The sequence below is a fragment of the Methylobacterium sp. A49B genome (assembly GCF_053346215.1).
Genome location: NZ_JBKFBO010000110.1, coordinates 12494 through 26607, shown reverse-complemented (window position 1 = coordinate 26607; position 14114 = coordinate 12494). Strand labels below are relative to the sequence as shown.

The 14114-nt window shown below is 71.5% G+C and carries 17 protein-coding genes; 6 read left to right on the top strand and 11 right to left on the bottom strand.

Annotated elements, in window-relative coordinates; translation table 11 throughout:
- Positions 1 to 197: 197 nt before the first annotated feature.
- Entirely contained in the window at positions 198 to 719 is a 522-nt protein-coding gene (locus ACLBX9_RS18970; protein ID WP_010684693.1) for a DUF2244 domain-containing protein, read from the bottom strand.
- A gap of 20 nt (positions 720 to 739) precedes the next feature.
- On the opposite strand from ACLBX9_RS18970, the gene nth reads away from it, so the two are divergent.
- Complete coding sequence (gene nth / locus ACLBX9_RS18965; protein WP_447720038.1) at positions 740 to 1531, top strand: endonuclease III; 792 nt, start codon at positions 740 to 742, stop codon at positions 1529 to 1531.
- 197 nt (positions 1532 to 1728) lie between these two features.
- Positions 1729 to 2523, top strand: a complete 795-nt coding sequence (gene purC / locus ACLBX9_RS18960) for a phosphoribosylaminoimidazolesuccinocarboxamide synthase (RefSeq protein ID WP_010684691.1) — start codon at positions 1729 to 1731, stop codon at positions 2521 to 2523.
- Between the two features lie 5 nt (positions 2524 to 2528).
- Here purC and ACLBX9_RS18955 read toward each other — a convergent pair whose 3' ends face one another.
- From ACLBX9_RS18955 to ACLBX9_RS18940, 4 genes are all read right to left on the bottom strand, one after another.
- Entirely contained in the window at positions 2529 to 4136 is a 1608-nt protein-coding gene (locus tag ACLBX9_RS18955; RefSeq protein ID WP_447720037.1) for a glycosyltransferase, read from the bottom strand.
- Entirely contained in the window at positions 4133 to 6010 is a 1878-nt protein-coding gene (locus ACLBX9_RS18950; RefSeq protein WP_447720036.1) for a glycosyltransferase family 2 protein, read from the bottom strand. The genes ACLBX9_RS18955 and ACLBX9_RS18950 overlap by 4 nt, the downstream gene beginning before the upstream one ends.
- A gap of 154 nt (positions 6011 to 6164) precedes the next feature.
- The gene (locus ACLBX9_RS18945; protein ID WP_447720035.1) at positions 6165 to 6773 is read right to left on the bottom strand and encodes a hypothetical protein; all 609 of its coding nucleotides are present in this window, start codon (positions 6771 to 6773) and stop codon (positions 6165 to 6167) included.
- Positions 6774 to 6856: 83 nt separating this feature from the next.
- Positions 6857 to 7402, bottom strand: a complete 546-nt coding sequence (locus ACLBX9_RS18940; protein WP_432419884.1) for an invasion associated locus B family protein — start codon at positions 7400 to 7402, stop codon at positions 6857 to 6859.
- A 186-nt stretch (positions 7403 to 7588) separates the two neighbouring features.
- On the opposite strand from ACLBX9_RS18940, the gene ACLBX9_RS18935 reads away from it, so the two are divergent.
- Positions 7589 to 7963 (top strand): hypothetical protein, encoded by a 375-nt coding sequence (locus tag ACLBX9_RS18935; protein WP_039893476.1) that lies wholly within the window; start codon positions 7589 to 7591, stop codon positions 7961 to 7963.
- A gap of 29 nt (positions 7964 to 7992) precedes the next feature.
- On the opposite strand, the gene ACLBX9_RS18930 is transcribed toward ACLBX9_RS18935, so the two are convergent.
- From ACLBX9_RS18930 to ACLBX9_RS18915, 4 genes are all read right to left on the bottom strand, one after another.
- Positions 7993 to 8724, bottom strand: coding sequence for a M48 family metallopeptidase (locus tag ACLBX9_RS18930; protein WP_447720034.1), 732 nt, complete (start codon positions 8722 to 8724; stop codon positions 7993 to 7995).
- A gap of 116 nt (positions 8725 to 8840) precedes the next feature.
- Positions 8841 to 9812 carry a phosphatase PAP2 family protein gene (locus tag ACLBX9_RS18925; RefSeq protein ID WP_447720033.1) on the bottom strand — a complete coding sequence of 324 codons (972 nt, stop codon included), beginning with the start codon at positions 9810 to 9812 and terminating at the stop codon, positions 8841 to 8843.
- A gap of 43 nt (positions 9813 to 9855) precedes the next feature.
- On the bottom strand, positions 9856 to 10377 hold the full coding sequence (locus tag ACLBX9_RS18920) for an A24 family peptidase (RefSeq protein ID WP_447720032.1): 522 nt from the start codon (positions 10375 to 10377) through the stop codon (positions 9856 to 9858).
- Positions 10378 to 10583: 206 nt separating this feature from the next.
- Entirely contained in the window at positions 10584 to 10748 is a 165-nt protein-coding gene (locus tag ACLBX9_RS18915) for a Flp family type IVb pilin (protein WP_010684682.1), read from the bottom strand.
- A 299-nt stretch (positions 10749 to 11047) separates the two neighbouring features.
- On the opposite strand from ACLBX9_RS18915, the gene ACLBX9_RS18910 reads away from it, so the two are divergent.
- The 3 genes from ACLBX9_RS18910 to ACLBX9_RS18900 all read left to right on the top strand — a co-directional run bounded on the left by ACLBX9_RS18910 (position 11048) and on the right by ACLBX9_RS18900 (position 13045).
- Positions 11048 to 11539 (top strand): pilus assembly protein N-terminal domain-containing protein, encoded by a 492-nt coding sequence (locus ACLBX9_RS18910; RefSeq protein WP_010684681.1) that lies wholly within the window; start codon positions 11048 to 11050, stop codon positions 11537 to 11539.
- A gap of 102 nt (positions 11540 to 11641) precedes the next feature.
- Positions 11642 to 12289: an RraA family protein gene (locus tag ACLBX9_RS18905; protein WP_447720031.1), complete on the top strand. Its 648-nt coding sequence runs from the start codon at positions 11642 to 11644 to the stop codon at positions 12287 to 12289.
- An 81-nt stretch (positions 12290 to 12370) separates the two neighbouring features.
- Positions 12371 to 13045: a metallophosphoesterase family protein gene (locus ACLBX9_RS18900; protein ID WP_447720030.1), complete on the top strand. Its 675-nt coding sequence runs from the start codon at positions 12371 to 12373 to the stop codon at positions 13043 to 13045.
- Positions 13046 to 13078: 33 nt separating this feature from the next.
- On the opposite strand, the gene ACLBX9_RS18895 is transcribed toward ACLBX9_RS18900, so the two are convergent.
- Both ACLBX9_RS18895 and yihA read right to left on the bottom strand, forming a co-directional pair.
- A complete protein-coding gene (locus ACLBX9_RS18895; RefSeq protein ID WP_447720029.1) occupies positions 13079 to 13462 on the bottom strand; it encodes a DUF423 domain-containing protein in 384 nt (127 codons plus the stop codon).
- The gene (yihA, locus tag ACLBX9_RS18890; RefSeq protein ID WP_447720028.1) at positions 13459 to 14112 is read right to left on the bottom strand and encodes a ribosome biogenesis GTP-binding protein YihA/YsxC; all 654 of its coding nucleotides are present in this window, start codon (positions 14110 to 14112) and stop codon (positions 13459 to 13461) included. Before yihA ends, ACLBX9_RS18895 begins: the two co-directional genes overlap by 4 nt.
- Between the last annotated feature and the right edge of the window lie 2 nt (positions 14113 to 14114).

Here is a 14114-nt window from a genome sequence, read left to right as displayed (position 1 = left end):
CCAGCCCGCCCGCTTGTCAGAAGATGGCTCAGCGCCCGGTCCACTTCCGCGGCCGGCGCCGATGAGCCGGGGTATACGGACACTCAGATGCCCCGTCAACAGGGTTGCTGCGGTGCAAAGCATTTTTTCTGTCGCAGGGTCGCGACGGGCGTGTGACGCCTTGCCATGACATTGCAGGGCCGTGCCGCCGCGGCGTGTCAGTAGCCCTTCTTCACCTGCTTGAGCGCCTCGCCGAGACCGTGCGCTACCCGGGCCCGCTCTTCCGGCCCGGCATCCCGGGCCACCAGGGCCTGCTGACGGCGCGAGACCAAAGTCAGGCGCTGGAGGCCGTACTCGTCGTCCTCGACGGTCTCGAGTTTGGTCCAGAGGGGGTTGAACCGCCACTCGCGCCGCTCTCCCCGGTGGCTGACCCGGGCGAGGAGGATCTCGATCTGGGAGATCATCACCTCCTCGAATGAGCGTCCGCGGCGGAAGCTGACCTTCAGCGCCGCGTAGATCGCCAGCATGTCGAGGCCGAAGAAGCCGGCCACCGGCCAGAAGCCCATGCGCCAGGCCCAGACCGAGACCGTGAGCGAGACCGCGCAGCAGCCGACCATGACCACGCGGAAGCCGCGTCGGCTCAGGGACTGGTGGGGACGGATGGTCGCCGCGAAGACCGGTCGGTCGATCGTGTCCGGATCGAGCCCGTACGGGTGGACGGAAGGATTGCCGCTCGCCATACGATCCATATAACGCGCGCATGCCCGCCAGAAAGCCACCGTCTGCCGTGACGGATCGCGCCAGCCGCCGCTCCGCGACGCCGCCGCCGCGATTGTCGAAGGGGCCCGCCGCGGCCCGCCTCGGCGGCCCGATTCAGCCAGCCGTCACCGCACAGGTGGTGACAGCTCCCCAGGCGGTGGACACCGCGACCCTCGCGGAGATCTTCCGCCGATTCCAGGCAGCCGAGCCAGAGCCGAAGGGCGAACTGCACTACGTCAACCCGTTCACGCTCCTCGTCGCCGTGGTGCTCTCCGCCCAGGCCACCGACCGCGGCGTCAACCTCGCGACCGGCCCGCTCTTCGCGGTCGCCGACACGCCCGAGCGTATGCTGGCGCTCGGCGAGGAGCGGGTCCGCGACTTCGTGCGGACGATCGGCCTGTTCAACACCAAGGCGAAGAACGTCGTCGCGCTCTCGCGCATCCTCGTGGAGGAGCACGGCGGCGCGGTTCCGGCGAGCCTGGAGGCGCTTCAGGTGCTTCCCGGCGTCGGCGCCAAGACGGCGAGCGTCGTGCTGAACATCGCCTTCGGGGTGCCGCGGATCGCCGTCGACACCCATATCTTCCGGGTCTCGAACCGCATCCCGCTGTTCGTCGGCGCGACCACCGACAAGGTGCAGGCGGGCTTGGAAGCGATCGTGCCGGAAGCCTACCGCCTGCATGCCCATCACTGGCTGATTCTGCACGGCCGCTACACCTGCAAGGCGCGCAAGCCCGAATGCCCGCGCTGCCCCATCGCCGACCTCTGCCGATACCCGTCGAAGACGGCGGCGTGAGGGAGTTCCGGACACGTGCGGGGCGCCGTCCGCAATCCCGCCCCGCGGGCTAACGCGTTGTGCTGGCAGCCCGGTTCGGCTAGTTTGGCGCCCGGTCGCCGGGGCCGTCGGGCAGAGGCCGTCCGGCTGCCCGACCTCGCGTCCGGTCGCCGCGCCGCGGATTCCTCCCCATCGTCGCGCATCAGGAGCCTCGGCCCATGGACTTCCTCAAACCACGGTACACGCCTATGAACCGCCGCCGTCGCATCTACGAGGGCAAGGCGAAGGTCCTCTACGAGGGGCCCGAGCCCGGCACGCTCATCCAGCACTTCAAGGATGACGCGACGGCCTTCAACGCGAAGAAGCACGAGGTCATCGACGGCAAGGGCGTGCTGAACAACCGGATCTCCGAGTTCGTTTTCCAGCACCTCAACGACATCGGCGTGCCGACACACTTCATCCGCCGGCTGAACATGCGCGAGCAGCTGATCCGCGAGGTCGAGATCATCCCGCTCGAGGTGGTGGTACGCAACGTTGCGGCCGGGTCGCTCGCCACACGGCTGGGTCTGGAGGAAGGCACCCAGCTGCCGCGCTCGATCATCGAGTTCTACTACAAGAACGATGCGCTCAACGACCCGATGGTCTCCGAGGAGCACATCACCGCCTTCGGCTGGGCGACGCCCCAGGAGATCGACGACATCATGGCGCTGGCGATCCGCGTCAACGACTTCCTGTCCGGCCTCTTCCTCGGCGTCGGCATCCGGCTCGTGGACTTCAAGATGGAGACCGGCCGCCTCTGGGAAGGCGACATGATGCGCATCGTGGTGGCCGACGAGATCTCCCCGGATTCCTGCCGCCTGTGGGACATCAAGTCCTCCGACAAGCTCGACAAGGACCGGTTCCGCAAGGACCTCGGCGGCCTGATCGAGGCCTACACGGAGGTCGCCAAGCGGCTCGGGATCATGTCGGAGAACGAGAAGGTCCAGGGCGGCGGCCCGCGCCTCGTCCAGTAGGCCGTTCAGGCGGGCGGGCGGCGCAGGGGCGCCGGCCCGGCCGCCGGGAAGCCGCGGCGCAGCCGCGCGTAGGTCGAGAGTTCCGGGTCGAACGCCGGGTGATAATGGGGGTCCTGCACCAGCAGCGGCCCCCATCGTTCCTTCAGCGCGGCGATCTCGCGCGCGTGCCGGGCACGGGCCTCCGGGGTCCAGCGGCGGCTCGCCGCCTCGCGGTGGTGCAGGACTGCCTCCGGAACCAGAAGCGTGCGGTAGCCGGCCGCGTTCAGGCGGAGACAGAGATCGACGTCGTTGAAGTCGACGGCGAAGACCGCCGCGTCGAAGCCGCCGACCGCCCGGAACTTCTCCGCCTCAACCGCGAGGCAGGCGGCCGTCACCGCCGAGACCGCGTGGGTGACCCCCAGGCCGGCGAGGTAGCCGGCGGCATCGCCCGGGAAATGGCGGTGGCCGTGAGTGACGAGGCCGCCCGTACCGAGCACGATCCCGCCGTGCTGGATCCGACCCGCGCCGTCGAGGAGCTTGGCGCCCACGGCGCCGACCTCGGGGCGCAGCGCCTCGCGGGCCATGCGGGCCAGCCAGTCGGGACGGAACGCCTCGACGTCGTTGTTGACGAAGACCAGCAGTTGGCCCCGGGCCCGCGCGGCGGCGGCGTTGTTCATGGCGGCGAAGTTGAACGGCCCGGGACAGGGCACGACGTGCCCCCGCCCCTCCCCTTCCAGGGCGCGCAGGTAGGCGAGGGTTTCCGGCTCCCGGCTGTCGTTGTCGCAGACGAGGATCTCGAGGTTCGGCCAGTCGGTGCAGCGCCGGAGGCTGTCGAGGCAGGGGCGGAGCAGGTCGAGGCGGTCCCGGGTCGGGACGATCACGCTGGCGAGCGGTCGCGGATCGGGGAGCGGGCTCTCCGCCTGCAGGAGACCGCCCGCCGCGACGAGGCGTGTGTCGCGGCGGCCGGTCCGGTCGAGATGGGCGCGCACCACGCCATGGTGCTGCGCGCGCCGCCCATCCCCTGCGGGCGCCGCGGCTCGGTCCGCCCCAGATCCGCCGATCGCCAGGATCTCCGGCAGATGGCCGACGGCGCGCGGGCCGTACCGCTCGGCGATGCGGAAGGCGGCGTCGGCCGGGCTGACCGGATCGGCGCCCGCGTCGAGGGACGCGCGCCGACAGGCCAGGATGGGACCGAGATAGTCGAAGGCGACGAGGCGGTCGGCGTCGAAGACCGGCGGGAGCAGCGGCAGAACCGGGCCGCCCGGCCGCTCCCGGACCAGCGCATCGCCGTAGACGGCGTGGAGATCGGGATCGGCCGCGAAGGCCGCGGCGATCCGCTCCGGCGCGCCGGCCACGAGGGCGCCGTCGCCGATCAGGCGGATATCGCCGTCCGGTTCGCCCGTCGCCAGCGGGAAGCGGGCGAGACACCGCGCCGGCAGCGTGAGGCGGTGGTCGATCCCCACGAGGGCCGCGCACTTCTGGCGAGCCCGCAGCCGTTTGCCGGTCAGCCGCGCCCAGAGGATCGCCCCCGCCTCCCGGGGCTGTCCCACGACATGGCGCGCCGCCGCCACCAGCCCGGGCCAGGACCGCCGCGACGCGCCGAGATGCAGGTCCCGACCGGCATCCGGCCTCATTCCAGATCCTCGCCGAACGTCGTGAGCGACAGGGCGGGATGGTAGAAGGGGTCGTGGCGGATCGCGTCGCGCCAGCGCTCGGAGAACCGGGCTGCCTCCTGCTCGAAACGGGCGCGCTTCGCACCGACGGAGGGGCCGCGGCTGACGGATTCGAGATGCGCGAGCGTCGCGTCGGGGGTCCAGATCGTCTTCCAGCCGGCCGCGCCGAGCCGCAGGCAGAAATCCACGTCGTTGAAATCGACCGGAAAAGCTTCGGCATCGAAGCCGCCCACCGCCAGGTACTTCTCCCGCGACACGGCGAGGCAGGCGGCGGTCACCGCCGAGACCTCGTGCGCCACGCGCAGCCGCCCGAGATGGCCCGGCGTGTCGCCCGGGCGCCGCCGCAGGATGTGACCCGCCCGACCGCCAAGCCCGACCACGACGCCGGCGTGCTGCAGGGTTCCGTCGCCGTAGAGGAGCTTGGCGCCCACGGCTCCCACCTCCGGCCGGCACGCCTGCCGGACCATCGCCTCCAGCCAGCCGGGCTCCAGCACCGCCACGTCGTTGTTGAGCAGGACGACGATCGAGCCCGATGCCTCGGCCACACCGGCATTGACCATCGCGGCGAAGTTGAAGGGCTGTGGGTCGATGCGGATGCGCACCCGCGGGTCGCCGCGCAGCGTCTCGTAATGGGCGAGCACGCCGGGGTCCGTCGACCCGTTGTCGACGATGACCAGCTCGATCGGGGAATAGGCCGTCTCGTGCAGGACGCCGCGGCAGACGCGCGCGATCAGGTCGAGCCGGTCGCGCGAGGGGATCACGACGCTGACCGTCGGCGCCGGCTGCGGCAGGGGCCAGTCCAGCCGGACAGACCCTTGGCGCGGCACGGCGCGGACCGGAACACCGGCCTCCTCAAGCCGGCGGTTGAGCGCGTTCGCCCGCAGGCTTCCGTCGCGCGCATCATCGACGGTGCGGGCAAGGATGCGCGGCACGTGGGCAACCCGCGCGCGCGCCGCGGCGGCGGCGACCTCGACGGCGAGGATCGCCTCCGCGTGCGGACCGGGCGACCGCGGGCCCGACGCGGCGAGAAAGGCGCGCGTCACCAGCAGGGGCCGTCCCGCATAGCCCGTCGCCAGGGCGAGATCCGGGCTCCAGTCCGGCTTCAGGCGCGGCCCGCCGTCCTGCCCGACGGCATCGCCGTAGGCGAGGTCCGCGCCCCGGATCGCGTGCGCCAGCTGCGCCAGGGCCTCGGGTTCCAGACGATCGCCGGCCCGGAGGAGGCAGAGGGCGTCGGCATCGGCGATCAGCGCATCCGGGGACGCGCGCTCATCCCAGGCCCGGTGAAGGGCCCGGGCGTCCGCAGCGTCCGGCGCGTCGCCGTCCCAACCGACCGAGATGGCCGTCGCGCGCTGCGTCTGCGCCGCGAGCGCGTCCAGCGTGGCGGTCAGCAGCGCCGCGTCGCCCGGTCCTGCGAGAACGAGGCAGCGGATCCGCAGCCCCGTCGGCGGGATCCGGGCCGGGCGGGCCCGCGCCGCGATCCAGGACGGGAACTGCGCCATCGGCGTCACCGCGCAGGCACCCCGCAGCGTGTCGCGGTAGCGTCGTTCCGAGCCGCGAACCCGCTCGTAAAGCGCGCCGACGAAGCGCCACGGACGTTTCACGAGGCATTGCGCGAGCACCGCGGCCTCGCGGCGAAGCCCCACCCGCTCCAGCGCGAAGTCGGGACCGGCACAGAGGCGGATCTCCCGCGCGTCGCGCGGGATGAGGCCGAGCCAGTGCCCGACGCCCTGGGACGCGCCCGGAAGGATGAAATCCTGAGGCGCAAGGTCGGAGCCGCGCAGGATGCGCAGGATCGGGCGCCGCGCGGTCGCCGAATCTCCGCCGTAGCTCAGCACGATCCAGCCGGCCGCGGCGTCCGGAAGGACGAGGCGTCGATCGAAGACCGGATCATCCGTCGGCTCCAGGCGGAAGCTGGCCGCGCGCCCGAGCCAGAGCCGGCCGCGACCGGCCGCCGTCAGGGCAATCGGTTCGCCGAGGCGCGCCGCGGCGTCACTGGGCAGCGTCGCCTCCGCCGGCGGGCGCCGCTGCCACCGCCGGCTTCCGCCGGCGCGGCTTCGCGGCGGGCTTCGCGCCCCCCTTTCCGGCGCCGACGCCCACGGCGATATCGTAATCCGCCGTCATGGCGGCCGGGACGAGCAACTCGTCGGCGACGATGGTGGCGAAGCCCTGCGCCTCACCGGGCCCGACGACCACGCTGGCGCGCTCGACGCGGCTCGTCACCGTCTTGCCGTCATGCCGGATCTGGAACGTGACCGGGACATCGAACCGGCCGGGCGCACCCGCCGGTCCCAGGAGGACGTTGACCTCGACGCCGGTCTTGACGGTAATCGACCCGTCCTGACGGCGGGTGCACTCCCGGGCGAGGCGGCCGAGGGAGAACTGCGTGCGCACGGTCTCGCCGGCGAGGGTGCGCGAGGCGGCCGCCCCCTCGGCGACCTCCACCGGCGGACAATAGGCCGGCTCCAGGCTCTCGGGCTGCGAGGGTGGCACCGTCGTGCCGCCGAACTTGAACAGGTTGGTGAAGACGTTGCCCTCCGCGGCGCGGGCCGGGACCGTCCCGAGGGCGGTGGCCAAGGCGAGGGCCGCACCGGATCGCATCAGGGCGCGCCACCGCGTCCGAGCAAACTCCGGTTGAGATCCTCCCCGACGTCCGACCATCGCGCGGCTCCCGAGCGGCATCGTCATTTCAGGCTGTCGAACCCAGCCGCGAAGCCCTTCATCGAGAGCGGGATGCCGACGCCCTCCTCGGGCGTCTGGAACACGATGAAGGTCGCCTGCGAGCCGTTCTTGAACTGTCGGATCAGGCCATCGTCCATCACCACCTCGGCCACGCATCCGGTAGTCAGGCAGCGGACGAACCCGGCGCGGCCGATGTCGGTCTGGTCGATCTTGAGACCGAGCCCCGAGGGCAGGAGCACGCCCAGCGGTGCCACCACGCGCAGCAGATAGCCGCGGTTGTCGGCGGTCTTCAGGACGATGACCACGAGCGTCAGGTTCGGGCGGTCCTCGGCGGCGAGGTACTGCACGAGGGCGCATTGCTCGGCCTTCGCGCCGGCCGGCGTCTCGCAGCGGAGCTGCCAGTCGTCGAAGGTCTTACGGACCATGCCCTGGGCCGCGGCCGGCCCCGCGGATGAGAGCGCCGACGCGACGAGAGCCACAAACACCGGCAGCGCGACGCGCCGGGCAGCGCGCCGGAAACGAACGAGCCTCGCGTGAAGCGGCACCACCGATCCCTTCGGAACGCTCCGGCCGCGGACCGGCGGGAGCCGTACAATCGGCGGTGTTCCGACCATGGCGGCCCCCAAGCTGTCAAGCGATCCGGGCGCGGTGTTGCCCATCGGCGCTATTCCTGGGCGCAATGCCGGCCTAGATAAGATTCGGTCAGTCCTCCAGAGCCGGATCCTGAAGTCGTGATGCGCCCGCTCGCCCTCTCGGCCGCCTGCTTGATGGCCACCCTCGCGCAGGCCGGGGCCCAGTCCCTGCCGGTCGGCGAGACCACCTATATCGAACGCTCGCTCAACCACACCGACACGCTGGTGATCGAGCATCCGCCGGTTGCGGCGAACCCGTACGGCCGCCGCAACGGACAGGCGGCCATCGCCGGCTACTGCCGGGACGGCGGCCTGGTCCGCCGGCGGGACGAGTTCGGCAACCCGGTGATCATCCGCCAGCGCGAGGTCTGCGACAGCGTCGCGCCGCGCACTCTGATGCCCGGTGAGGTCGATCCGCGGCCGGCTTGGCCCGCCGACGCCGTCGCACGCCAGCGGGTCCTGCGCGCCAAGGGCTGAGGGCCAGCGGTCCCGCAGACGCGGACGGCTCAGCCGTAGCGGTGCAGGCTCGCCCCGTGCCGCTTGAGCCAGGCCTCGGCGGCGTCCACCTCCGAACAGAGCCCGTGCAGGAGCGCCCAGAACCGGGGCGAGTGGTTCATCTCGCGCAGGTGCGCCATCTCGTGGGCGACGAGGTAGTCGAGCACCATGGGTGGCGCCAGGATCAGGCGCCACGAGAAGTTCAGCTCGCGGCGCGCGGTGCAGGATCCCCAGCGGCTGCGCGTGTCGCGCAGGGTGATGCGCGTCGGCCGCTCGCCGAGACGGTCCACGTAGCGCTCGACGGCTTCCGTGAGGTCGCGCCGCGCCTCCCGGACCAGGAACTCGCGGATCCGCCGCGCCACATGGGCCGGCTCGCAGGCGACCGAAAGTACGGCGTCCTCGCCGTCGCCCTCGGCGCGCACGCCGCCGCGGGTGCCGCGCAGCTCGAGGCGGTGCGCCACGCCGCGGACGGGCACGCTGGCGCCCGGCTCGAAGACGACGCGGGCGGGCACGCGCGCCAGACGGGCGGCGATCCATCCCGAGTGGCGCGCGGCGAAGAGCTGGGCGGTGTTGATGGCGGTGCGGCTCGGGAGCGTGATCACCACCTCGCCGGTGGCGGCCGAGACGCGGAGCGTGATGCGCCGCGCGGTCGGGCGGCGGCGGAGCGCGATGCGGAGGCTGACCCCCGCGTGCTGGACCTCGAGGTGATCTGGATCGGGGCGACGCAGCAGCGCGAGGGGCATGGCCGAATTCTAGCCGGGCCGGGATCCCGGCTCCAGATCCCGATCTGTGGAATCGGAGCAACACAGCGCGATCCGCGTCCCGGGTCCGAGGCCGGCCCGGGGATGCCCGCATCGCGTCACGACCAGCGGGGGGCGACGCCGTCCCCGAGCCGTACCGGGCGCGCATCGCATTCCGGCCTGCTGTCAGCACGCCCCACGGACCGGCTGACGCGACCGGCGATCGCGATCGCCGCGACGGCGATCACGGCGCCGGCCCCGACATCGACGAAGTAGTGCCCCCCGTCGATCGGCGTCGCGGCGATGAGCATCGCGTTGAGGGCGAGGCCGGGCCAGCGCGTCAGCTTCGAGATCCAGAAGTAGCGCATGAAGAGGACGCCGAGCGCCGCATGGAAGCTCGGGAAGGTGATGATGCCCTCGACCTGATCGAGGGAGATCACCCGCAACGTGCCGTCGCGCAGTCCGGTCAGGTGAGCGAAGTGAACGTAGGCGGCGGTCGGGTTCAGACCGGGGAAATCCTCCGGCCTCAACCCGAGGTGCACGAACATCTCCACCGCCGGCACGAGACCCGAGATCAGCACCGTGGTCAGGGCGGCGATCATGAAGGCCAGGGCGACCTGCGGCACGGCCCGCAGATGGCCGCCGAATCCGAGCACGATCACCAGCACGATCATCTGCGGCATCAGGCTCCGATAGGCCAGGGACAGGAGCAGGCTGAGCCGGGGATGGTCGTTGAAGCCGTGCAGGTAGGCCAGCCAGTCGAGGCCGAGGGACCGGTCGGCGGCCTCGAAGGTGCCGTCCCAGAGCGGGCCGCCGGTGGCGGCCACCGCGTAGGACAGGAGGGCCGCGCTGGCGCTGAACGCGATGATCTGTGCGAGGCCCGACAGGCTGACCGCGAAGCGCGGCTCGGGGCGCCGCGTGCTGTAGAACGTCGCCAGGCCTTCGAGCACTGCGCAGCTCAGAGCGGGAAGGACCGCGCTGGCGATAGCGAGGGAGAGGCCGGCCGCCCGCATCCAGACGGCCGTCAGGACGGCCATCGCCAAATTCAGCAGCCAGAGACAGGCTCGCATGCGGTTGAAATCGACCGGCATGATGAGCACCGGTCGCCCGGCAGGTCCCCCGGGGAGAAGCATCTTAGCCGGCGACGGCGCGAGTCCAGATTTCGGTCTCGGGGAGCACGAGCAACGCGGCGCCCGCGAGGGCGATCCCGTACGGAATTCCGGTCTTGGCATCGTGCAGATGCAGGGCGAAGGGCATGCGCGCGATGCGCAGCGGCAGCGGGTGTGACCGCGCGAACAGGATCGCGAGGGTCAGCGCTCCGCCGAAGATCGAGGCCACCAGCAGGTAATCGCCGAGCCCGTCCAGGCCCAGCCAGAGGGCCGTAGCGGCCGCCAGCTTGGCGTCGCCCCCGCCGATGATGCCGAAGGCGAACAGCGTGAACGTGGCCGCGAGGACCGCCGCCCCCGCTCCGAGGTGATAGCCGATCTCAACCCAGCTCATCGGCCCGGTTACGGCAATGATGACGAACCCCGCTACGAGGGCCAGGGAGATCCGGTTCGGGATCAGCATCGTCAGCAGGTCGCTCGCCGCGGCGTAGGCCATCAGGAACGGGAACAGGACCAGCAACCCGAAGCCCGCGGGGCCGAGGCTTGCCATCCCTGAACTTGCCACGCCTGTGACGACCATGTCCGCGCCTACCCTGCCGTTGACGGATCCTGCGGGTTTGACACCGGGTTCCCCCGCTCCGCGCGGGCGGTCTCGACCCCGGCGAACGGCCGCGCCGGCCGGTCGAGGCCCCCCGCCCCCTCATCGCGGGCGGGGAGACCTCGGACCTGCCGCAGATCGTGGCCGTCGGAACGTGATCAGTTCAGGTTGTTGGAGATCTGCGTGAACTTCGCGGTGAGGCTGGTGCCGACCGTCCGGAGCGTGGCGATGATGGCGACGGCGATCAGAGCGGCAATCATGCCGTACTCGATGGCGGTGGCGCCGGACTCGTCAGAGGCAAAACGCTTGACCAGGGTCTTCATGAGCAGCGATCCTTCGATCAACAAAGTGCGACTTAGACTTCCGCAATGACCGATGAAGAGTTTTCAGGTCTCGATCGGCGGCCTAGTCACAGTGCCTATTACGCCTTGAAATTCGGTTAAATCGGGTTTGGTTCGCCGACGGGCGCCGGCTGGCTGCCGGCTTGGTGAAGGTTGTCTTTCGACAATCCGGCACGGCGCGGCCCCTCACGTCATGCTTAGCGCTTCTTTCATCGGTGCCCGGTATGCCCGGCGGGAGACCGGTGCCGCGTGCGCCGTCCGCGTCCTCATGGGGATCCCCGATGCGCCGCACCTTGTCGAAGGCGGGCCGAGCCGGCCTCATCCTCCTGCTGATGGGGACTGCCGTATCGGCCGCCCAACCCGAATCGCTGCCGGTGGTGACGGTCCTGGTCGACAACGCCAAAGTCATCCGGCTGCCGGAGAAGACCTCGACCGTCATCGTCGGCAATCCGATCATCGCGGAAGTCACACCGCAGAAGAACGGCGTGCTCGTGCTCACCGGCAAGAGCTTCGGCTCGACCAATCTCATCGCCCTGGACAATGCGGGCGCGATGATCGCGGAGACGACGATCCGGGTCGAGGCGTCCCGGGATTCGACCGTCACGGTCCAGCGCGGGCTCGAGCGGGAGTCCCTCTCCTGCACGCCGAACTGCCAGCCGGCGGTCCAGCTCGGCGACGCGGCGAAGTACTTCGAAGCGAGCAGCGGCCAGGCGGATTCCCGCCGCAAGCTCGCGACGAGCGGCGGCGGAGCCATGTCGGCTGGCGAGCGCTGACCCGCGGGCGCGCGACATCGCGGCGTCGCTGAGGCAGGATCCCCGGCCCGCGGCCGGTGCCACCGTGCCGGCGCGGCAACCTTAGAAGAGAGGTCCGGGCCGATGACGACCATCACGCGCAACCCCGCGCCGCCATCCGTCGATCCCGACCTGCTGGCGGCGTTCCGCGACGTCGCGACGGCGACGATCAGCGACTGCCTCGACCGGATGCCGGTGCTGTCGGGCCTGAGGGCGTTCCATCGGCGCGGGCGCCTTCTCGGCACGGCCTTCACGGTCCGGGTGCGCGCGGGCGACAATCTCGCCATCCATCAGGCGCTGGAGGAGGTCCGTCGCGGAGACGTGATCGTCGTCGACGGCGGGGGCGACACGAGCCGGGCCCTGGTCGGCGACATCATGAAGGCGATCGCCGAGAGCCTGGGCGTGGCGGGCTTCGTCATCGACGGCGCCGTGCGCGACAGCGACGCCTTCGCGGATGCGGATTTCCCCTGCTACGCCCGCGCGGCGACGCCGCGCGGGCCGTTCAAGACCGGCCCCGGCGCGATCAACGTGCCGGTCTGTGTCGGCGGCTGGACGGTGAACCCGGGCGACGTGGTGGTCGGCGACGCGGACGGGGTCGTGACCTTCGCCCCCGACATCGCCGCTCCGTTGATCGAGGCGGTGCGCGCTCAGGCCGCCCGAGAGACGGAGGTGCTCGCGCTGATCCGGGCCGGCCGCTACGACGGCCGCTATGCCAGGGTCGCGAAGGCCTGAGGATCGTGCCGTCGCGGCCGAGCCGGCGTCCGGACTTTGGTCGGCCTTGCGGAGCGCGGCGGCCCGGTGGACGATGCCGCCATGGAGTCGGGACCCCTCACCTACGCCATCGGCGACATCCACGGCTGCGCCGATCTCCTCGACACGCTTCTCGAGCGGATCGCCACCCACGCGGGCGAGCGGGCGCACCGCCTCGTGTTCCTGGGTGACTACATCGATCGCGGCCCCGACAGCGCGGCGGTGCTGCGCACCGTCAGCCGTCTGAACTGGGCCGAGCCGGATCGCGTCACCTGCCTGATGGGCAACCACGAGCGCATGCTGCTCGACGCGCTCCAGACCCGGGAGGCGGCCGCCCACTGGATGTACAATGGCGGCGAGGCGACCCTGGATTCGTTCGGAGCCCGGGATTCCGGCGGCCTGCCCCGGGACACGCTCGACTGGATCGAGGCGCTGCCGACGCTCCACGACGACGCGGCCCACTGGTTCGTCCATGCCGGCCTGCGGCCCGGCACCGACGCGCCCGATTCGGACGAGCACGACCGCCTGTGGATCCGCGAGCCGTTCCTGGAGGGCGACCACGATTTCGGCCGGCACGTGGTCCACGGCCACACGCCGCAACGGAGCGGCCGCCCGGAGCAGCGCCGGTTCCGCACCAACCTCGACACCGCGGCCGTCTACGGCGGCGCGCTCACCGCGGGGGTGTTCTCGGAGGCACAAGGGCCGGCATTGGAGTTCCTGCAGGTCCGGGCAGCGTGAGCCGCGACGCGGCCAAGCCGCCGGTCGGAACCGTCAAGCGCCGCGCCGCGCCGGCACCAGCGCGCACAGGAACCCGACCAGCCAGCCGCCCATCAGCGCGAAGCCGCCCGTGGGGGCGGCCATCGGGAAGAGCGGGCGCTGCAGCCACGTGCGCACCCCGAGGTCGCCGCAGAACAGGATCAGCCCGAGAACCAGCAGCGCCGCCGCGACGCGGGCAAGTCCGGCCCGGACGAGGCCCGCAGCGCCGAACCCGGCCAGCGCCAGGATCGCGGGGGCGTGAAACAGCAGGAACTGCGCCGCCGTCTTGAGCGAATCGGCGCCGGGGATGTGCGCGGCGGCCGCGCTCAGCGCGACGCCGAGGAGGCCCGCAAGGCAGGCGAGAGCCACCAGGGCGCGGTCGAAGCCCGAAAGCCTCACGCGCCGCGCTCCGTCAGGAGCTTCGCGATCGCTGCCCGCAGTTCCGGCACGCCGGAATCGTCCCGGCTCGAAGTGAGGATCACCTGCGGATAGGCGGCCGGGCGCTTGGCGAGGCCCGCCTCGATCCCGGCGATCCGACCCGCGACCTCGCTCTTCTTCAGGGAGTCGCCCTTGGTCAGCACGATCTGATAGCTCACCGCCGCCTTGTCGAGGCCGTCCAGCACCTCGGTGTCGATCGACTTGAAGCCGTGCCGGGCGTCGATGAGCATGAACACCCGGGCGAGGCTGGCGCGGCCCTTGAGGTAGGAATGGATCAGCCGGGTCCAGGCTTCGACCTTGGCCTTCTCCACCGCCGCGTAGCCGTAGCCCGGCATGTCCACCAGCGACAGGCGCTCGCCGATCCGGAAGAAGTTGAGCTGCTGCGTCCGCCCCGGCGTATGCGAGGTCCGCGCCAGGGTATTCCGTCCGGTCAGCGCGTTGATCAGGCTCGACTTGCCGACGTTCGAGCGGCCCGCGAAGGCGATCTCGACGCCCTCCATGGGCGGCAGCCGGTCGAGGGTCTGGGCGGCCGCGTAGAAGTCGGCGGCGCCGGCAAAGAGAAGGCGGCCGGCCTCGGCGAGGTCGGCCGCGTCGTCGTTGATCTCGGTCACGG

What these genes read in the sequence shown, in the direction of transcription:
- ACLBX9_RS18955 (WP_447720037.1), bottom strand. Translation starts at nt 4,136, where the DNA reads ATGAGGCCGGATGCCGGTCGGGACCTGCATCTCGGCGCGTCGCGGCGG.
- ACLBX9_RS18905 (WP_447720031.1), top strand. Translation starts at nt 11,642, where the DNA reads ATGACGACCATCACGCGCAACCCCGCGCCGCCATCCGTCGATCCCGAC.
- purC (WP_010684691.1), top strand. Translation starts at nt 1,729, where the DNA reads ATGGACTTCCTCAAACCACGGTACACGCCTATGAACCGCCGCCGTCGC.
- ACLBX9_RS18970 (WP_010684693.1), bottom strand. Translation starts at nt 719, where the DNA reads ATGGCGAGCGGCAATCCTTCCGTCCACCCGTACGGGCTCGATCCGGAC.
- ACLBX9_RS18925 (WP_447720033.1), bottom strand. Translation starts at nt 9,812, where the DNA reads ATGCCGGTCGATTTCAACCGCATGCGAGCCTGTCTCTGGCTGCTGAAT.
- ACLBX9_RS18930 (WP_447720034.1), bottom strand. Translation starts at nt 8,724, where the DNA reads ATGCCCCTCGCGCTGCTGCGTCGCCCCGATCCAGATCACCTCGAGGTC.
- ACLBX9_RS18935 (WP_039893476.1), top strand. Translation starts at nt 7,589, where the DNA reads ATGCGCCCGCTCGCCCTCTCGGCCGCCTGCTTGATGGCCACCCTCGCG.
- ACLBX9_RS18915 (WP_010684682.1), bottom strand. Translation starts at nt 10,748, where the DNA reads ATGAAGACCCTGGTCAAGCGTTTTGCCTCTGACGAGTCCGGCGCCACC.
- ACLBX9_RS18910 (WP_010684681.1), top strand. Translation starts at nt 11,048, where the DNA reads ATGCGCCGCACCTTGTCGAAGGCGGGCCGAGCCGGCCTCATCCTCCTG.
- ACLBX9_RS18920 (WP_447720032.1), bottom strand. Translation starts at nt 10,377, where the DNA reads ATGGCAAGCCTCGGCCCCGCGGGCTTCGGGTTGCTGGTCCTGTTCCCG.
- ACLBX9_RS18900 (WP_447720030.1), top strand. Translation starts at nt 12,371, where the DNA reads ATGGAGTCGGGACCCCTCACCTACGCCATCGGCGACATCCACGGCTGC.
- nth (WP_447720038.1), top strand. Translation starts at nt 740, where the DNA reads ATGCCCGCCAGAAAGCCACCGTCTGCCGTGACGGATCGCGCCAGCCGC.
- ACLBX9_RS18945 (WP_447720035.1), bottom strand. Translation starts at nt 6,773, where the DNA reads ATGCGATCCGGTGCGGCCCTCGCCTTGGCCACCGCCCTCGGGACGGTC.